The organism is Sedimentitalea nanhaiensis DSM 24252, assembly GCF_000473225.1.
GTDB classification, from domain to species: Bacteria; Pseudomonadota; Alphaproteobacteria; order Rhodobacterales; family Rhodobacteraceae; genus Sedimentitalea; species Sedimentitalea nanhaiensis.
Map to the genome: position 1 here is coordinate 1732874 of NZ_KI421509.1, position 16942 is coordinate 1749815.

The 16942-nt window shown below is 63.7% G+C and carries 12 protein-coding genes; 4 read left to right on the top strand and 8 right to left on the bottom strand.

Translation table 11 applies throughout. From position 1 onward, the window contains the following. The gene (gene secD / locus NANH_RS0110215) at window positions 1-1662 is read right to left on the bottom strand and encodes a protein translocase subunit SecD (RefSeq protein ID WP_027261955.1); all 1662 of its coding nucleotides are present in this window, start codon (window positions 1660-1662) and stop codon (window positions 1-3) included. A 32-nt stretch (window positions 1663-1694) separates the two neighbouring features. Next, complete coding sequence (yajC, locus tag NANH_RS0110220) at window positions 1695-1979, bottom strand: preprotein translocase subunit YajC (RefSeq protein WP_027261956.1); 285 nt, start codon at window positions 1977-1979, stop codon at window positions 1695-1697. A 246-nt stretch (window positions 1980-2225) separates the two neighbouring features. On the opposite strand from yajC, the gene NANH_RS27430 reads away from it, so the two are divergent. Both NANH_RS27430 and serS read left to right on the top strand, forming a co-directional pair. After that, a complete protein-coding gene (locus NANH_RS27430; RefSeq protein ID WP_161631367.1) occupies window positions 2226-3356 on the top strand; it encodes a pentapeptide repeat-containing protein in 1131 nt (376 codons plus the stop codon). 151 nt (window positions 3357-3507) lie between these two features. Then, window positions 3508-4800 carry a serine--tRNA ligase gene (serS, locus tag NANH_RS0110230; RefSeq protein ID WP_027261958.1) on the top strand — a complete coding sequence of 431 codons (1293 nt, stop codon included), beginning with the start codon at window positions 3508-3510 and terminating at the stop codon, window positions 4798-4800. A gap of 112 nt (window positions 4801-4912) precedes the next feature. Here serS and NANH_RS0110235 read toward each other — a convergent pair whose 3' ends face one another. The 6 genes from NANH_RS0110235 to NANH_RS0110260 form a co-directional block, all read right to left on the bottom strand. Beyond that, a complete protein-coding gene (locus NANH_RS0110235) occupies window positions 4913-5902 on the bottom strand; it encodes a fatty acid desaturase (protein ID WP_027261959.1) in 990 nt (329 codons plus the stop codon). 134 nt (window positions 5903-6036) lie between these two features. Then, window positions 6037-7161 (bottom strand): DUF2235 domain-containing protein, encoded by a 1125-nt coding sequence (locus NANH_RS0110240; protein WP_027261960.1) that lies wholly within the window; start codon window positions 7159-7161, stop codon window positions 6037-6039. Window positions 7162-7297: 136 nt separating this feature from the next. Beyond that, window positions 7298-7936, bottom strand: a complete 639-nt coding sequence (locus tag NANH_RS0110245; RefSeq protein WP_027261961.1) for a MarC family protein — start codon at window positions 7934-7936, stop codon at window positions 7298-7300. Window positions 7937-7973: 37 nt separating this feature from the next. After that, the gene (der, locus tag NANH_RS0110250; protein ID WP_027261962.1) at window positions 7974-9449 is read right to left on the bottom strand and encodes a ribosome biogenesis GTPase Der; all 1476 of its coding nucleotides are present in this window, start codon (window positions 9447-9449) and stop codon (window positions 7974-7976) included. A 50-nt stretch (window positions 9450-9499) separates the two neighbouring features. After that, entirely contained in the window at window positions 9500-10834 is a 1335-nt protein-coding gene (locus tag NANH_RS0110255) for a PQQ-like beta-propeller repeat protein (protein WP_051372336.1), read from the bottom strand. A 62-nt stretch (window positions 10835-10896) separates the two neighbouring features. Continuing rightward, entirely contained in the window at window positions 10897-11571 is a 675-nt protein-coding gene (locus NANH_RS0110260) for a hypothetical protein (protein WP_027261964.1), read from the bottom strand. A gap of 287 nt (window positions 11572-11858) precedes the next feature. On the opposite strand from NANH_RS0110260, the gene NANH_RS0110265 reads away from it, so the two are divergent. Further along, window positions 11859-13091 carry an efflux RND transporter periplasmic adaptor subunit gene (locus NANH_RS0110265; RefSeq protein ID WP_027261965.1) on the top strand — a complete coding sequence of 411 codons (1233 nt, stop codon included), beginning with the start codon at window positions 11859-11861 and terminating at the stop codon, window positions 13089-13091. After that, the gene (locus NANH_RS0110270; RefSeq protein ID WP_027261966.1) at window positions 13088-16912 is read left to right on the top strand and encodes an efflux RND transporter permease subunit; all 3825 of its coding nucleotides are present in this window, start codon (window positions 13088-13090) and stop codon (window positions 16910-16912) included. The genes NANH_RS0110265 and NANH_RS0110270 overlap by 4 nt, the downstream gene beginning before the upstream one ends. Window positions 16913-16942 lie beyond the last annotated feature (30 nt).

A 16942-nucleotide genomic window follows, 5' to 3' on the forward strand; every position in this document is an offset into this window, starting at 1 on the left:
TCAGACCTCGATGGTTTTGGGGCGGCGGCGGTCGTACCACATGACAATGATCAACCGCGTGACATAGATCGCCGTGAAGACCGAGGTCAGAATCCCCAGCCCCAGGGTGATGGCAAACCCGCGCACAGGCCCGGAGCCGATGGCAAACAGGATGACCGCGGTGATGAAGGTGGTGATATTGGCGTCCAGAATAGCGCTCAGCGCCTTTTCATACCCCAGTTCGATAGCCCGTGCCGGCCCGCGCGAGGTTTTCAGCTCTTCGCGGATCCGCTCGAACACCAGCACGTTGGCATCAACCGCCATCCCCACCGTCAGAACGATCCCGGCAATGCCCGGCAAGGTCAGCGTGGCGCCGATCAGCGACAGCAGGCCAAAGATCAACGCGACATTCAGGATCAGGGCGATATTGGCAAAGATGCCGAACAGCCCATAACTGAGCGCCATAAAGACCAGAACCGCGACGAAGGCGACCATCGTGGCAATGCGCCCGGCCTCGATGCTATCCTGCCCCAGCTCCGGGCCGATGGTGCGCTCTTCCAGGAATTCCAGCCGGGCAGGCAGCGCACCGGCACGCAGCAGAACCGCCAGGTTGGTGCTTTCCTCGACGGTGAAATTACCGGTGATAATGCCCGAGCCGCCGGGAATGTGGCTTTGGATCACCGGGGCGCTGATCACCTCGTCATCCAGCACGATGGCAAAGGGGCTGCCAATGTTTTCGGCCGTATAGTCGCCGAATTTGCGCGCGCCAGAGGTGTTAAAGCGGAAATTCACCGCCGGACGGCCGTTCTGGTCGAATGCGGGTTGGGCATCGACCAGTTCTTCGCCCGTCACGACAGGGGCGGATTCCAGCGTGTAATAGACGCCTTCATCTTCCAGCGCGGGCACCAGTTTATTGCCGACACCGGGGTTGGCATTGGCATCGGAGCCGCGCCCGACCACAGGGTTAAAGGTGAGCTGTGCGGTGGTGCCGATGATCTCTTTGAGTTCCGAGGCGCTGCCGATGCCGGGCACCTGGATCAGAATGCGGTCCTTGCCCTGACGTTGGATCGTCGGTTCGCGGGTGCCGACCTCGTCGATACGGCGGCGGATGATTTCCAGCGACTGGCTCACGGTGCGATCGTCGCTGGCCAGTTTCTCGGCTTCGGACAGGCTGACAATCAGCGTGTCGCCCTCACCGCGCACTTCGATATCGGTCGAGCCGACGCCGGTCAGGGTCTGGATCGGACGCGCCAGATCGCGCACCACTTGCAATGCGCGGGCCATGCCCTCGGGTTGGCTGATCCTGACATGAATCTCTTGCGGATCGGAGGGTTGCAGACGGATTGTGCCAATCTCGGCACGCTCGGGGCGCAATGCGTCGCGGATTTCCGGCCACATGGCCTCCATCCGGCTGGCATAGACATCCGCGACCTCGACCTCGGCCAGCAGATGCGCGCCGCCGCGCAGATCCAGCCCCAGGTTGACCAGCGCCGAAGGCATCCAGTTGGGCCATTCGGCAACCTGTTCGGCCAGGGCCGGGGTCTCGCCGCCGACCTCGATTGCGGCGAGCGCATCGTTATGCTGCTCGACCCGAGAGTAGAACGCGTTTGGCAGCGCCAGCCACAGCCCGACCGCGCAGGTCAGCCAGATCAGCACCTTCTTCCAGAGTTCGAATTGCAGCATTTCCCAGCCTTGTCAGTGGGTTGAAAGGTGGGTCAGGTGGCCGGTTCGGTTTTGCTGAGGACGGTGGCGATGGTCGACTTGACCACGCGCACCTTGATGCCATCGGCCACTTCGACCTCGACTTCGTTGTCATCCTTGACCTTGACCACCTTGCCGATGATGCCACCCTGGGTGATCACCTGATCGCCACGGCGCAGGGCCTCGACCATGGCCTGATGCTGTTTGACCTTTTTCTGCTGCGGGCGGATCAGCAGGAAGTACATGATCGCGAAGATCAGGATGAGCGGGAGAAACTGGCCGAGCGCGCCAACGTCCATGGGATGTTCCTTTTGTCTGAACTGCGGACCCCTGCCCGCGATTTCGGCGATACCTATGCGCAGAACCGGGGCTTTGCAAGGCGGGGCGATGCGCAAAAGCGGCGTATGACGGGCGTACATACCCTGTACATACCGCCTTCATACCCGCGTGCGGCCCGTGCGCCGCTTGGCAGTGCCCCGATTGCGCTGCATTGTGTGAGGGATTGGTCAAGGGCGGAGATCCTGTTGAAACACGACAAACCCGATTTGCTCGACTGGCTGGGCCTGCGTCACAAACCGGATTTTTCCAATGCGCGATGGCTGGGCGGGTTGGTCGCAACCACTGCGTCGGCGCTATTCCTTTTGCTCTTGATCGGCACCGTGATCGAGTTTGTCAAAGCGTCATGGAGCGATGACCCCGACGCAGTAGCCCTGCGCAACGCGGGGCTTGTTCTGGCTGCGATTGCCGGCATTCCGTTTCTGATCTGGCGCGCCGTGGTCGCCCAGAAACAGGCAGATGTGGCGGAACAGGCGCTGTTCAATGACAAGCTGAAGGCGGCGGCGGACGATCTGCATGCGCGCCGCGAGATCAAGCGCAAGAACCGGTTGCAGGACGCGACCGAGCGGGATTTCATCGAGGACGACATAGTGCGCCGCGTCGCCGCCATCGACCGGCTGGAGGGGCTGGCCGAGGAACGCCCGTCAGAAGCCCCCAGAATTGCCCGCCTGCTCTGCGTCTACCTGCGGCATCTGTCCAAAGGGATCACACCAGACAACGAGGAACACCCCCGCGCCGATATGGAGGCGGCGGCGCAGACCATCGGGCGGATGAAAATGATCCCGGGCGTGGAGACCGATAAGGTGGTGATCGACTTGCGGGGGGCGAATCTGGCGGGGTTCGATTTATCGGGATTATGTTTTGATGGGGCGCTACTGCACAAGAGCCATTTGATCGGAACGATTCTGCGAAAAACAAAACTTCGAAATGCGCTTCTGTATGAATGTGACTTACAACCTGCCGATATGCGCAAAACGCGCCTTGAAGGAGCCAGATTTTGGAAGGTCCGTTTTGACTTCAAGCCGGGTGAAGAAAAACAACTATTAAATGCACGCTTGCGCGGCGCGGCATTCAGCGAAACACGGTTGACGATGCCAATCATCATAGGCCTGAAAGAAAGACCTGTATTCCTCGATAGTTCAGTGATCGAGGCTTCGTGGTCCGACCTTCATGTTTGGGAGACCACAGTAGAAATGGACCTGGAGCCGGGCGAGCTTCGGGAAAGAATTCGCAGTGAACTGAATTTCCCCGCAATGGATAGTTGGCACAGTGCATATTTAGCTTGGCGCGCGTGGCAGAAGGAGATCGGGTTCGATCCCGACGACCCGTCTACGTGGTGAGGGCGGTCCCCACCCGAGTGCCGGACGGGGGCTGCCCGTGGTTCCCACGGGCTGGGCATTTCGATCGGGGCGGTTGAAAGGGGACTCTACCGTTGCCGGGATTGTTGAGGCATAAGGCGACAAAACCGACTCAGTGCCGAGGACCGAGCCCATGCATGACATTCGTACCATCCGCGACAATCCGCACGCCTTTGATGCCGCCCTGGCGCGGCGCGGCGATGAACCGGTGTCGGATAGCTTGCTGGCGCTGGACGGCGAGCGGCGGGCCAGGATTCAGGCCAGCGAGACGGCGCAGGCCGAGCAGAACAAGGCCTCCAAAGAGGTCGGCGCGGCCAAGGCGCGCGGCGATGAGGCCGAATTCGAGCGGCTGCGCGCGCTGGTGGCCGAGAAAAAGGCCGAGGTAGCCGCACTGGCCGCCGAGGCCAAGGACCTGGACGCACAGCTGAGCGACATGCTGGCACGCATCGCCAACCTGCCGGCCGAGGATGTGCCGGAGGGGGCGGATGAGACCGAAAACGTCGAGGTCAACCGCTGGGGCTCGCCGCGCGCGTTCGATTTCACCCCGAAAGAGCATTTCGAGATCGGCGGTGTCGCCGGTGCGATGGATTTCGAGATCGCCGCCAAGATCAGCGGCAGCCGGTTTGTGGTACTGCGCGGCGCCGTGGCACGCATTCACCGCGCGCTGGCGCAGTTCATGATCGACACCCATGTGGACAAGAACGGGCTGACCGAGGTTCAGACGCCGGTTCTGGTGCGCGACGAGGCGATGTATGGCACCGATAAACTGCCCAAGTTCGGCGAGGACAGCTATCAGACTACCAATGGCTGGTGGCTGGTGCCCACCTCCGAGGTGCCGCTGACCTATTCGGTGGCGGGCGATATTCTGGAGGCGGGCGCGCTGCCGATCCGGATGACGGCGCATACGCTGTGTTTTCGCAGCGAGGCGGGCAGCGCGGGCAAGGATACCTCGGGGATGTTGCGTCAGCACCAGTTCGAGAAGGTCGAGATGGTGTCGGTGACGCATCCCGACGACAGCGACGCCGAGCAAAAGCGCATGTTGCGCTGTGCGGAAGGATTGCTGGAACAGTTGGGCGTGCCGTACCGCACGGTGATCCTGTGCACCGGCGACATGGGGTTCGGGGCGCGGCGGACCTATGACATCGAAGCCTGGTTGCCGGGGCAGGATGCCTATCGCGAGATTTCCAGCGTCTCGACCACCGGCGATTTTCAGGCCCGGCGGATGAACGCCCGGTTCCGTCCCGAAGGCGGTGGCAAGCCGGCGTTTGTGCATACGCTGAACGGGTCCGGGCTGGCGGTGGGGCGGTGCCTGATCGCGGTGCTGGAAAACGGCCAGCAGGCCGACGGCTCGGTGACCCTGCCCGAGGTTCTGGCGCCCTATCTGGGCGGGCGACTGACGCTGACCGCGGACGGTCGGCTGGCCTGATCGAGGCGGCATATGGCGCTTTGCGTCTAACCTGTCTCAGCCAACGCGGCCTGAAATCAGAGATTTTAGCGCGCTACGCGATGCGTGAGTTTCGGGAAAAACGCGAAGCGCCCTAGCGCGCGGTGGCGGTTTGGCCAGCGCGCCGCGCGGATTTGGGGAACGGCACCAGACGGTTAGCGTCTTCGTCCCAGAGTTTCAGGTTCAGCGCGGCCACGGCCTCGGGGAATTTGATCCGGCGCGGCGCGCAGTCCTCGGGCAGGCTGTAGTGGCAGGCGCGCAACCGATAGGACGGGATACGCGCGTTCAGGTGGTGGATGTCGTGCAGGGTGATGCAGGCCACCGCAGTATCGAACCACCAACCGAAATCCAGACACGAGCTGCCCTGAAGCGCGGCCAGTTGCGGGTCGAGATCCGGGCGGCGGTCCCAGTAGGTGTCTTCGAAATTGTGTTGCAGGTAGACCAGGAACACGCCCAGCATGCCGCCCAGCATCGAGGCGATGAAATAGATGCCAAGACCCTGCCAGCCAGACAGCGCATAGATCAGCCCGACCCAGGCCAGCACCGAGATATTGTGCAGCACGACGCCCTTCCAGCCAAAGCGCAGGGTGTTCTTGGGCCAGCGGTAGCGGATGAAATAGGTGAACAGCGCCCCCAGCGGCACCAGGATGAACGGGTTGCGATACAGCCGGTATTGCAGCCGTTTCCAGAACCCGGCGGCGTTCCATTCGCGCAGGGTCATGGTGTGGATCTCGCCGGTATCGCGATGTTCCAGATTGCCCACCCCCGCATGGTGCAGGTTGTGGTTCTGTTTCATCACCTCGAACGGGGCAAAGGTAAAGGGCGACAGGGCATGGCCCGCCAGTTCGTTCTGGGTACGGGTTTCAAACAGCGAATGGTGCCCGGTGTCATGTTGCAGCACGTAAAGCCGCACGGCGGAAAACGCGTGCACGACCATGGCGGGGACCATCACCGGCCAGTTGCCCGATTGGGTGATCGCCAGCCAGAGCGAGGTGAAATAGACCGCAAATGTGCCAAGGAAGCTGAGCGCGGCGCGGCGGTTGTCCTTGCCGCAATAGTGGCGGGTGTGTTCGCGAAGGTTCATAACATCCCCTGAATCCGAACCGGCGCACCCCGCCGGATCCGATGACGAGCCTCTTTGCAAGGATTCTGCCAAAATTCCGGTCGGGTTTCAATCGTTTGTCGGTTCCATCTGCGTCCGGCGGCAATCCGCCGCTGTCAGAACAGATCGGGAAACAATCGCTTCAGGCTTTCGGGGCGATAGCCGGGCACCGCATCCAGCCGCTGTTGCACGGTAAAGGACAGGTCGGCCTTTTTCTGCGGTCCCGCGCGCCAGACCAGCAGATCGCGGGCGATGCCGTAGATCGGCGATGGATCGCGCAGCACCGGCACATCGTCGCAAGGATCAGGTGCCGCATCCAGCAACACCACGTCAGAGCGCAGGGTCAGACCGGCGCGTTTTGCGCCCTGGGCGATCCAGTCCAGAGTGATCGCCGACAGGCAATCGCTGGCCCCGGTGCCGCCGGTGATGCCGTGATCGCCAATGAACCACTGTTGCTGAAACGGGCGCTCCGGGCCGGTGTCGCCCCGGTTCAGACCGGGACCGGCGTCGGAGTCATCCAGGTTGTCCCAAGGCGAGGGCGCAAAGAAGGCGCGGCGTTCATCCAGCGCCAAGGCCTGGCGCGCACTTTGCACCATGCTGGACAGATCGGTATCGTGAAACTGATATTTGCGGTTCCAGAGTTGGGCAATGCCTCCCAGCAGCTGGGCCGGAATACCAAGCGAGCCGACCGTATCCCAAACCCCGAGATATGAAATCCGCACCAGAGCGCTGTTGTCGTTGCGGGCAGCCTGTTCGGCCTTTGAGGTGGCGAAACGCGGAGACATCTTTTTGCGCGCGGCCTGAACCTGCGGCGCGTCGGGGTGGTTGTCGGCCCCGGAGCTTTTGTAGAGTTTGAACGCATCCCCGAGCGCAGGACCGGTGTAGTCCTGCAGGATGCCGCATTTGCGGATCATCCCGGCCAGAGAACGCGCGGTATAGGCGCCACGCGAAAAGCCGAAGATCAGGATTTCGTCGCCGGGTTCATAGGTTTTGCAGATATAGGCGTAGGCCTGTTTGATGTTGTGATCCAGGCCCCAGCCAAAAGCACCGCCCCCGATCCGGTTGAACGCGTTGGCGAAAAAACCGCCGGTGTTGCGCGCCACACCGACCCCCGGAAAGTAATGCGCGATCTGAACCCCGGCCTGTTGATCGACCGCATTGTACAGCGCGACCACATGGGTGCGGTCCCGCGCATCAGGAGAATTCCAGGTGCCATCGCAGAATACAGCGATCCGTTTCATGTAAAATGCCCTTATGAAATGCCGTGAAAAATAGCACGGATCGACGTATCCGGCAATGAAGCCGAACACCCATGGCGATAGCGCCGGGATGCGGATTCAAATCAGGCGGGTCCGGGTTGGATCAGGCGGGCTCCGGTCAGACCGGAACGGGGCTGAGTTGCAGAACGCCCATCATTTCCAACCCGACCAGAACCGCATCGACCGCAACCGTGGCCAGCACCATGCCCATCACCCGGCTGACGACGCTGGCCCCGGTCGCGCCGATCACGCGCTGGATCCCTCCGGCCAACAGCAGCGCCAGCAAGGTGATGCCCAGCACCGCCAAGAGCAGCACCGCCGTCACCGCCTGTTCGGCGACCGAGTTGCCGTGATTGTCGGTCAGGATCACCACCGCCAGCATCGCACCGGGCGAGGCGATCGACGGGATCGCCAGCGGGAAAACCGCGCCGGAGAGATCCTCGGACCCCGCCTCTTCGATTTCGGAGGCCGGTTTGGATTCGCCAAAGATCATGTTGAGGGCAAACAGGAACAACACGATGCCGCCCGCGATCTGGAACGTGCCCAGCCGCAGCCCCAGGGCTTCGAGCAGGAACTGGCCACCGACCAGAAACACCATCAGAACCGCGGCGGCGACCACGATGGCGCGCACCGCAAAGGCGCGGTGCATATGCGGCGACACGCCTGCGGCAGCAAACAGGAACACCGGGATCGAGCCGATCGGGTCGATGACCACAAACAGGGTGATGAACTCACGAAGAGTCGTCTGCATGTCCATCTCTGTGGTCCTTTCGTGGCTCTCGGTCTGGTGTTGGCTATCGGTCGGTGCGTCGCCCGTCGGTGTGCTTGCGCAGCTTGCTGGGGCCGGCCTTTTTACGCCCCTTATAGGGGTTGGCGTCGTTCTGACTGCGCAGATACAGGCGGATCGGGGTGCCGGGCATGTCGAAATCGGTGCGCAACCCGTTGACCAGATAGCGCGTATAGCTGGCAGGCATCTTGTCCGGGTGGCTGCACATCACCACGAAACCCGGCGGGCGGGTCTTGGCCTGGGTCATATAGCGCAGCTTGATCCGCTTGCCCTGCGGCGCAGGGGGCGGGTGCTGTTCCAGCATCCCGGTCAGCCAGCGGTTCAGCGCGGCGGTGGGCACCCGGCGGTTCCAGACTTCGTGCGCGCGCATGATGGCCGTGTGCAGGCGGTCCAGCCCCCTGCCCGTCTTGGCGCTGACGGTGACCAGAGGCGCGCCGCGCAGCTGCGGCAACAGGCGTTCGAACGATTCGCGCAGATCGCGCAGCTTTTCCTGCTTGTCCTCTTCGATATCCCATTTGTTCACGGCGATGACCACGGCGCGGCCTTCGCGTTCGGCCAGATCGGCGATGCGCAGATCCTGTTGTTCAAACGGAATCGCCGCGTCCAGCAGCACCACCACCACCTCGGCGAACTTGACCGCGCGCAACCCGTCACCAACCGAGAGCTTTTCCAGTTTCTCCTGCACCTTGGCCTTGCGGCGCATCCCGGCGGTGTCAAAGATGCGCATCGGCACACCGACCCCGTCCGGCCCGGCCCAGTCGATCTGCAACGAGATCGAATCACGGGTGATTCCCGCCTCGGGACCGGTCAGCAGCCGCTCTTCGCCAAGGATACGGTTGATCAGGGTGGATTTGCCCGCGTTGGGGCGGCCCACGACCGCAACCTGCAGCGGTTTGGCGCTGGTTGGCACGTGCGAGGGTTCCTGATCGTCGTCTTCGTCCAGATCGACGTCGGTGTCCGGGGCGTCGGTCTGGGCGCGCAGTTCGAACTGGTCGGCCAGCGGCATCAGCTGGGTATAAAGGTCGTTCAGGCCTTCGTTATGTTCCGCCGACATGCGGATCGGTTCGCCCAGCCCCAGGCCATAGGCTTCGAGCACACCGGCATCGGCGGCGGATCCTTCGGCCTTGTTGGCGGCCAGAATCACATGAGCGCTGCGCTTGCGCAGGATTTCGGCGAACATCTGATCGTTGGCAGTAACCCCGGCGCGGGCGTCGAGCATGAACAGGCAGACATCGGCCATATCCACGGCGCGTTCCGTCAGACGCCGCATCCGGCCCTGCAGGCTGTCGTCGGTGGCGTCCTCCAGCCCGGCGGTATCGATCACGGTGAACCGCAGATCGGCCAGACGCGCCGCGCCTTCGCGCAAGTCACGGGTGACACCGGGGGTGTCGTCGACCAGCGCCAGGCGTTTGCCGACGAGGCGATTGAACAATGTGGACTTGCCCACGTTGGGGCGTCCCACGATGGCGAGCGTGAAGGACATTCTGGCAGCTTTCGATCCGGATCAGATGCGCCATGTAGCGCATTCGCGCGTCAACGGAAAGCGTGCAGTTCACCATCGCCGCCCATGACATACAGCGTCTGACCGGCCACCACCGGCGAACTGGAGGCGCCACCGGGAATCGCAACGCTTGCGGTCAGTGCCCCATTTTCCGGCGCGAAGAACCGCAGCTGGCCATCGCTGGAGGCGACAATGACGCGGCCACCGGCCAGGATCGGGCCATAATTGGCATAGACCGCGGCGCGTCTGCGCGGCTTGTCCTTGATAAAGTTGGGCAGATCCACCGCCCAGATCACCGCGCCGTCGCGGGTGTCGATGCGCACCAGCTTGTTGCGGTCGGTGACCGAGAAGATGCTGTCGCCCGCGGGCCAGACCGGGCTGAGCGCGCCTTCGCGGGCGGTCCAGAGCCGCTCGCCGCTGTCGGCGTCAAAGGCGGCGATGCGGCCCGAATGGTTGCCGACATAGATGCGGTCCCCAACCGCCACGGGCCCGCCGGTGACGTCGCCGATACGCGCGATGGCGCGACCTACGCGCTGTCCGGCCACCGTTGCGGTCCAGCGCCGCAGCCCGCCACGCCGGAACGCACCGACGACATCGCCGGAGCCATAGGAGAACACCACGTAATCGTTGACCACGATCGGAGCCGGCGCGCCCAATACGTTGGTAATGCTGGGCGTGGCCTCGATCTGCCAGGCGATGCGGCCATTGTCGGTGCGCAGGGCCCAGCCGATGTTGTCTCCGGCCACCAGATACACCAGCCCGTCGCGCACGGTCGGCGCACCGCTGCCGGTGGAATCCAGCTTTTGCGACCAGCGCTTGCCCCCGGTTCTGGCGTCCAGCGCCGTAATCAGGCCGAATCCGGACGAAACATAGAGGGTGCCGTTGTCATAGGACATGCCGCCGCCGGTGGCCTGTCCCTCGCGGTCGGTTGCCGGGGTCAGGTCGGTGCTCCAGACCAGGCCGCCGCCCGGCGCGACGGCCGAAACCCGCGCGCCGCTGTCCAGCGTATAGATCAGCCCGCCCGCCACCACCGGCGAGGCGGTGATGCGCTGGCGGCGGCTGTTGCCGGATCCGATGGAGGCGGACCAGACCCGCTGCGGCGCGGCGCGCAGGGCCGGATGGGCGGTGCGGTAGGCCTGGGTGCCAAACGGTTGTGCCCATGCCGCATTGGCGCTTTGCGCGGGCAGGCGGATCGCGCGGCTGCTGTTTGTGACGGTCCGCGCCGTGGCCGGGGCATCTGCGAGCAGCGGTCGGATGTCTTCTCGCGGGCCGGGAAGAATGACCTCTTTCTCGGCGCAGGCGCTCAGAAACAGGGCGGTGGCGGCCAGCAGGGCCAGCCCCATGCGCGAGGAATGAAACGCTGCCATCATGAGTGTCTGCCTGTCTTCCTGTTCCTGCCGGTCTGTTCCTGCCACTGCGGGCCGGTCGCTTATCCCTGCGAGCGCGGGGTCGGTTCGGGGGTGCCGCCGAGCGCCACAATCACCTGAGAGACCCGCTGTTGCAAGTCCGCGCTGCTTTCGGCGTCTTGCAGGATCGCCTGCAGCCGCTCCAGCGCCGCATCGACATTGCCCTGTTCGATGTCGATCAGGGCCAATTGCTCTTGCGCCAGCAGATGCAGCGGCGCGCCGGGCTGGGCCAGCGCTTCGAACTGCAAACGCCGCTCGTCGGGCGACAGGATGCCGGCCTGCAATGTCAGCGCCTTGAAGCTGGCGATCTGACGATAGATTTCCGGCAGGTCGCCATCGGAGGTGGCAATGGCATTCAATTCGCTGACGGCGGCCTCGGTTTGGCCCGCCTCGGCCTGGCTGGCGGCGGTCATGAAGCGCAGCAAGGCCTCACCGCCGGGCGTCTGCGCCGTGACCTCTTGCAGGGCCACCGCGCGCGCCTCTGCCCGGTTGGACGCCAGAGCGGCGATGATGCTGTCGCCCAGCTGCTCCGCTTCGGCCCTGGCCTGGGCCTTGCGGTATTCGTTGTAGGACGCGCCGCCGACGATCAGAACGATCAGCACGACGGCGATCCATCCATAGCGCCTGAACATCAGGAACAGCCGGTCGCGACGGACCTCTTCGGTCACTTCGTCGATGAAACTGTCTGTGTCGCTCATCCGTACTGCTCCCGAGATCTGGCCATTCGCGACTGCGGCCCCGGAATACAGGGCGCGGGTCGATTTGCCCCCTCTTACCGTGCAAGTTCGGGCAAGCCAAGTGGCCGACCCCAGGCATTTGCCTGTGCGCTTGCACCGGGGCCTGAAAAAAAATAAACTGAACTGGTTGGTTCAGTATGGAGCCGGGTCGAAAACTGCATATATGCGGCACGTGTTCGGTCCCGGTACGACCGTTGTTGGGACCCGACCTTCAGAAATGCGACGATTTTAAGATTTAAGAGGCCTTGATGCGATTGATCCCCGTTCTTACCGCAATTCTGGTAATGCTTGCGCTGTATGGTATCGTATTCCAGCGAGAGGCACTGTTCAGTTTTGCACGCGGGGATGCCGGTGCCGAACCGCTGGAACAGACCGATACCGGGGACGCGGCGGCCACCAGCGCCGCGCCGGCGATCGGTGTTGTGGTGCTGCGCAGCCAAGCGCAGCAGATCGACAGCGCGGTGATCCTGCGCGGCCAGACCAAGGCGCTGCGCCAGGTCGAAGTCCGGGCCGAGACCTCGGCCAACGTGATTTCCGAGCCGCTGCGCAAGGGCACATATGTGCAGACCGGGGATCTGCTGTGCAAGCTGGATCCGGGCACACGCGAATCGGCGTTGGCCGAGGCGCAGGCGCGGCTGAGCGAGGCCAAGAGCCGGGTGCCTGAAACCAAGGCACGGCTGGCCGAGGCGCAGGCGCTGTTGGCCGAGGCCAAGATCAATTTCAACGCGGCGCAAAAGTTGTCCGAAGGCGGTTATGCGTCGGATACGCGGCTGGCCTCGGCCCAGGCGGCGATGCGCTCTGCCGAAGCCGGGATCGCCACCGCGACATCGGGGCTTGAAACCTCGAAATCCGGCATCGAGGCGGCCGCAGCCGCCGTTGCCGCCGCCAGCCGCGAGATCGAGCGACTGGAAATCCGCGCTCCGTTCGAAGGTTTGCTGGAATCCGATACCGCCGAACTGGGCAGCCTGATGCAGCCGGGCAGCCTGTGCGCCACGATCATTCAACTGGATCCGATCAAGCTGGTCGGATACGTGCCCGAGACCGACGTGAACCGGGTCAGGATCGGCGCGCCGGCCGGAGCCGAGTTGACCAATGGCAGCCGGGTGCAGGGGCAGGTCATGTTCATCAGCCGCTCGGCCGATTCCGCGACCCGCACATTCGAGGTGGAAATCAGCGTGCCGAATCCTGACCTGACGATTCGCGACGGGCAGACCGCCGAGATCGCCATCGCGGCGGACGGTGCGATGGCGCACCGGTTGCCGCAATCGGCGCTGACGCTGAACAATGACGGCCAGCTTGGGGTGCGCATCGTCGGCGAGGATGAAATCGTCGCGTTCCGCCCCGTCGAGCTGCTGCGCGACGACGTGGACGGCATCTGGGTCAGCGGGCTGTCGGACAGTGCCGACGTGATCGTGGTGGGGCAGGATTTTGTCACCGAGGGTGTCCGGGTCAAACCGACCTATCGGGAGGCCGCGAAATGACTGGCATCGTCGCCTGGGCCTCTGAACGGGCCCGGATGGTCTTGGCCTTTATCGCACTGTCGCTGATCATCGGCGGCTTTGCCTATGTGAGCCTGCCCAAAGAGGGCGAGCCCGATATCGAGATCCCGGCCCTGTTCGTGTCGGTGCAGTTTCCGGGCATTTCGGCCGAGGACAGTGAAAGCCTGCTGGTCAAGGTGATGGAGACCGAGCTGGCCGATCTGGACGGGCTGAAAACCATGTCCAGCACGGCGGCGGAAAACTATGCCGGGGTGGCGCTGGAGTTCGATTTCGGCTGGGACAAGACCGCGATCATGGCCGATGTGCGCGATGCGATGAACACCGCGCAGGGCGATTTTCCCGAAGGGGCCGAACAGTACAGCATCACGGAAATCAACTTTTCCGAATTCCCCATCGTCATCGTCAACCTGACCGGCGCGGTGCCCGAACGCACCATGGCGCGCATCGCCAAGGATCTGCAGGACGATCTGGAAGCGCTGGATGCGGTGCTGGAGGCCGGGATCGCGGGCAATCGCGACGAAATGCTGGAGGTGGTGATCGACCCGCTGCGGCTGGAGGCCTATAACATCACCGCGCTGGAACTGATCAATGTGGTGCAGAACAACAACCAGCTGATCGCGGCGGGCGAGATCGAGACGGCGCAGGGCAAGTTCAGCGTCAAGATCCCGTCCAGTTTCGATGAACCGCGCGATGTCTACAACCTGCCGGTCAAGACCAATGGCGACCGGGTGGTGACGCTGGGCGAATTGGCCGAGATCAATTTCACCTTCGAGGATCGCACCGGCACCGCCCGGTTCAACGGCGAAGCGACGGTGGCGTTGCAGGTCGTCAAGCGCAAGGGCTATAACCTGATCGACACCGTGGCGCTGGTCAAGGAAACGCTGGCCGCGAGCAAGGCCAAGTGGCCGCCGGAACTGCAGGCCGCCGTCAAGGTCGGCACCAGCAACGACCAGAGCCGGGTTGTGGGGTCGATGGTCAGCCAGCTCGAAGGGTCGGTGCTGACCGCCGTGGCGCTGGTGATGATCGTGGTGCTGGCGGCACTTGGCAGCCGGGCGGCGCTGTTGGTCGGGTTTGCGATTCCGACCTCGTTCCTGTTGTGTTTCGCCTTTCTGGCGGTGATGGGGGTGACGATTTCCAACATCGTGATGTTCGGTCTGATCCTGGCCGTCGGCATGCTGGTGGATGGTGCCATCGTGGTGGTGGAATATGCCGACAAGCGCATCAAGGAGGGCGTCGGCCCGATGCACGCCTATGTCGAAGCGGCGCAGCGGATGTTCTGGCCCATCGTCAGTTCGACCGCCACCACCCTGTGCGCGTTCCTGCCGATGCTGTTCTGGCCCGGCGTGCCGGGCGAGTTCATGGGCATGCTGCCGGTGACGCTGATCTTTGTGCTCTCGGCCAGCCTGATCGTGGCGCTGGTGTACCTGCCGGTGATGGGCGGCGTCACCGGGCGGATGAGCCGCCTGTTCGGCAACCTGTCGGACGCATTGCGCCGCCGCCTGCCCTGGGTGGCACGGGCGGCCCTGGTGCCGCCTGCCCTGTACCTGATGTTTCTGGGGGCGATGCAGGTGCTGAACCCGGCCTATCTGTTGCCTGCGGGCACGCCGGGGGTGGCGGGGTCGCCGTTTGGCGGAATGCTGTTCCTGTTCGGCGCCTTTGCGGCGTCGGTCACGCTGGGGGCGGCCAGCATTCAACGTGCGCCGCGCGCAATCGACACCAGCCACCGGCACACGCCGTTCGGCCATTTCATCAAGTTCATCGCCGGCAATCCGGTGATGCCGATCGTGGCCGTCGCGACGGTGTTCGCGGGCGTGTTCTATGTCGCCGCCGTATTGTTTCCGGCCAATTCGCGCGGGGTCGAGTTCTTTGTCGAATCCGAGCCGGAACAGGCCACCGTCTATGTGCGCGCGCGCGGCAATCTCTCGCTGGCGGAAATCGATGCCATGGTGGGCCAGGTCGAAGACGTGATCCGCGCCCATCCGGCGGTGATCAACGTGTTTTCATTTGCCGGGGACGGCGGGCTGAACACCGATGCCAGCGGAAACCAGTCGCCGCCCGATACCGTCGGTCAGGTCCAGTTCGAGATCATCCCCTGGGAGGACCGCCCCCAGGTCGACCAGCCGTTCCTGAACGACCGGTTCACCCGCCATGTCACCGCCCCCGAATATGACGGCGACTTCGTCATCGAGCAGTTGAACGCCGAACTGGCAAAGCTGCCGGGTTTTGAGGCCGAGATCCTGGCCCTGGCGCAGGGTCCGGCCTCGGGCAAGCCGGTGCATCTGCGGCTGAAGGGCGACGATTGGGACGATCTGACCGCGGCCGCCCATCTGGCGCGGGACCGTTTCGAGGCCCTGCCCGGGCTGACCCAGATCGAGGACAGCCTGCCGCTGCCCGGAATCGACTGGCAGATCGACGTGGATGTAGAGAAGGCCGGGCGCTATGGTGCCGACGTGGCGACGGTGGGCGGCATGGTGCAGCTGGTGACGCGCGGCATCCTGCTGGACACGATGCGGGTGGACAGCAGCGACGAGGAAATCGAGATCCGGGTGCGCCTGCCCGAGAACGACAGGGTGCTGAGCACGCTGGATTCGATGAAGGTGCGCACACCGGACGGGTTGATCCCGCTCAGCAATTTCATCAGCCGCAAGCCGGTCGAGAAACTGGCCAAGATCAGCCGCGTTGATCAACAGCGCTACTATGACGTCAAGGCGGATGTCGCCACCGGCCTGTCCAAGGTGGTGCGCAGCGATGCCGATACCGGAAACGACATCCGCATGGGGGTTCTGCGCGCGTTGCCCGAGGGCGAGCTCGCGGGCGGCGCAACCCTCCAGACCCCCAACGGCGGCACTCAGGAGATCGTGTCGCTGCTGGGCGATGGTGTCAATATCGAAGACCTGCGCACGGCGCTGGACGTCGGCGGCGCCCGGCTGGTGCCGATCAACGCCAACGAGCGGATCGCGGAGATCACCGAATGGCTGGACACCAACCCGCTGCCCGCCAGCATCGCCTGGGAATGGACCGGCGATCAGGAGGAGCAGGCAGAATCCGGCGCGTTCTTGCAGAACGCATTCATGGGCGCGCTGGGGTTGATGTTCATCATCCTGCTCACGCAGTTCAACAGCTTTTACAATTCGGTTCTGGTGCTGCTGGCGGTGGTGCTGTCCACCACCGGTGTGTTGATCGGCATGATGGTGATGCAACAGCCGTTTTCGATCATCATGACCGGCACCGGGATCGTGGCGCTGGCCGGGATCGTGGTGAACAACAATATCGTGCTGATCGACACCTATCAGGAATTCAGCCAGTACATGCCCCGGATCGAGGCGATCATCCGCACCGCCGAGGCCCGTATCCGGCCGGTGCTGCTGACCACGATCACCACCATGGCCGGTCTGGCACCGATGATGTTCGGCCTGAGTCTGGATTTCATCGGGGGCGGCTATTCCATCGACAGCCCGACATCGCTGTGGTGGAAACAGCTGGCCACGGCGGTGGTGTTCGGGCTGGGTATTGCCACCGTGCTGACGCTGATCGTGACGCCTTCGATGCTGGCGTTGCGGGTTTGGGCCGGCACCTATGCCGCCTGGATCGGGCATCTGCTGGTGCGTGTCACCGGCGGGCGCGATACCCAGACAGCACGCGACATGCGGCTGGAGGCCGCGGCACGACGCATGACGGTGGACGAAATCATCTGGGAGGACCTGTCTCCCCCGGTGCGGGATACGGAGACCACGGCAAAAACCACCGCCCCCGAGGAGTCGCACCCGGACCACCCGGATTCGCCTCTGAAAGCCGCCGAATAGCCGCTGCGATTGCCATCGCCTGTCTGATTT

Excerpts from the sequence above, each read along its gene's own strand:
- secD (WP_027261955.1), bottom strand. The coding sequence starts at position 1,662 with ATGCTGCAATTCGAACTCTGGAAGAAGGTGCTGATCTGGCTGACCTGC.
- yajC (WP_027261956.1), bottom strand. The coding sequence starts at position 1,979 with ATGGACGTTGGCGCGCTCGGCCAGTTTCTCCCGCTCATCCTGATCTTC.
- serS (WP_027261958.1), top strand. The coding sequence starts at position 3,508 with ATGCATGACATTCGTACCATCCGCGACAATCCGCACGCCTTTGATGCC.
- NANH_RS0110235 (WP_027261959.1), bottom strand. The coding sequence starts at position 5,902 with ATGAACCTTCGCGAACACACCCGCCACTATTGCGGCAAGGACAACCGC.
- NANH_RS0110240 (WP_027261960.1), bottom strand. The coding sequence starts at position 7,161 with ATGAAACGGATCGCTGTATTCTGCGATGGCACCTGGAATTCTCCTGAT.
- NANH_RS0110245 (WP_027261961.1), bottom strand. The coding sequence starts at position 7,936 with ATGGACATGCAGACGACTCTTCGTGAGTTCATCACCCTGTTTGTGGTC.
- der (WP_027261962.1), bottom strand. The coding sequence starts at position 9,449 with ATGTCCTTCACGCTCGCCATCGTGGGACGCCCCAACGTGGGCAAGTCC.
- NANH_RS0110255 (WP_051372336.1), bottom strand. The coding sequence starts at position 10,834 with ATGGCAGCGTTTCATTCCTCGCGCATGGGGCTGGCCCTGCTGGCCGCC.
- NANH_RS0110260 (WP_027261964.1), bottom strand. The coding sequence starts at position 11,571 with ATGAGCGACACAGACAGTTTCATCGACGAAGTGACCGAAGAGGTCCGT.
- NANH_RS0110265 (WP_027261965.1), top strand. The coding sequence starts at position 11,859 with ATGCGATTGATCCCCGTTCTTACCGCAATTCTGGTAATGCTTGCGCTG.
- NANH_RS0110270 (WP_027261966.1), top strand. The coding sequence starts at position 13,088 with ATGACTGGCATCGTCGCCTGGGCCTCTGAACGGGCCCGGATGGTCTTG.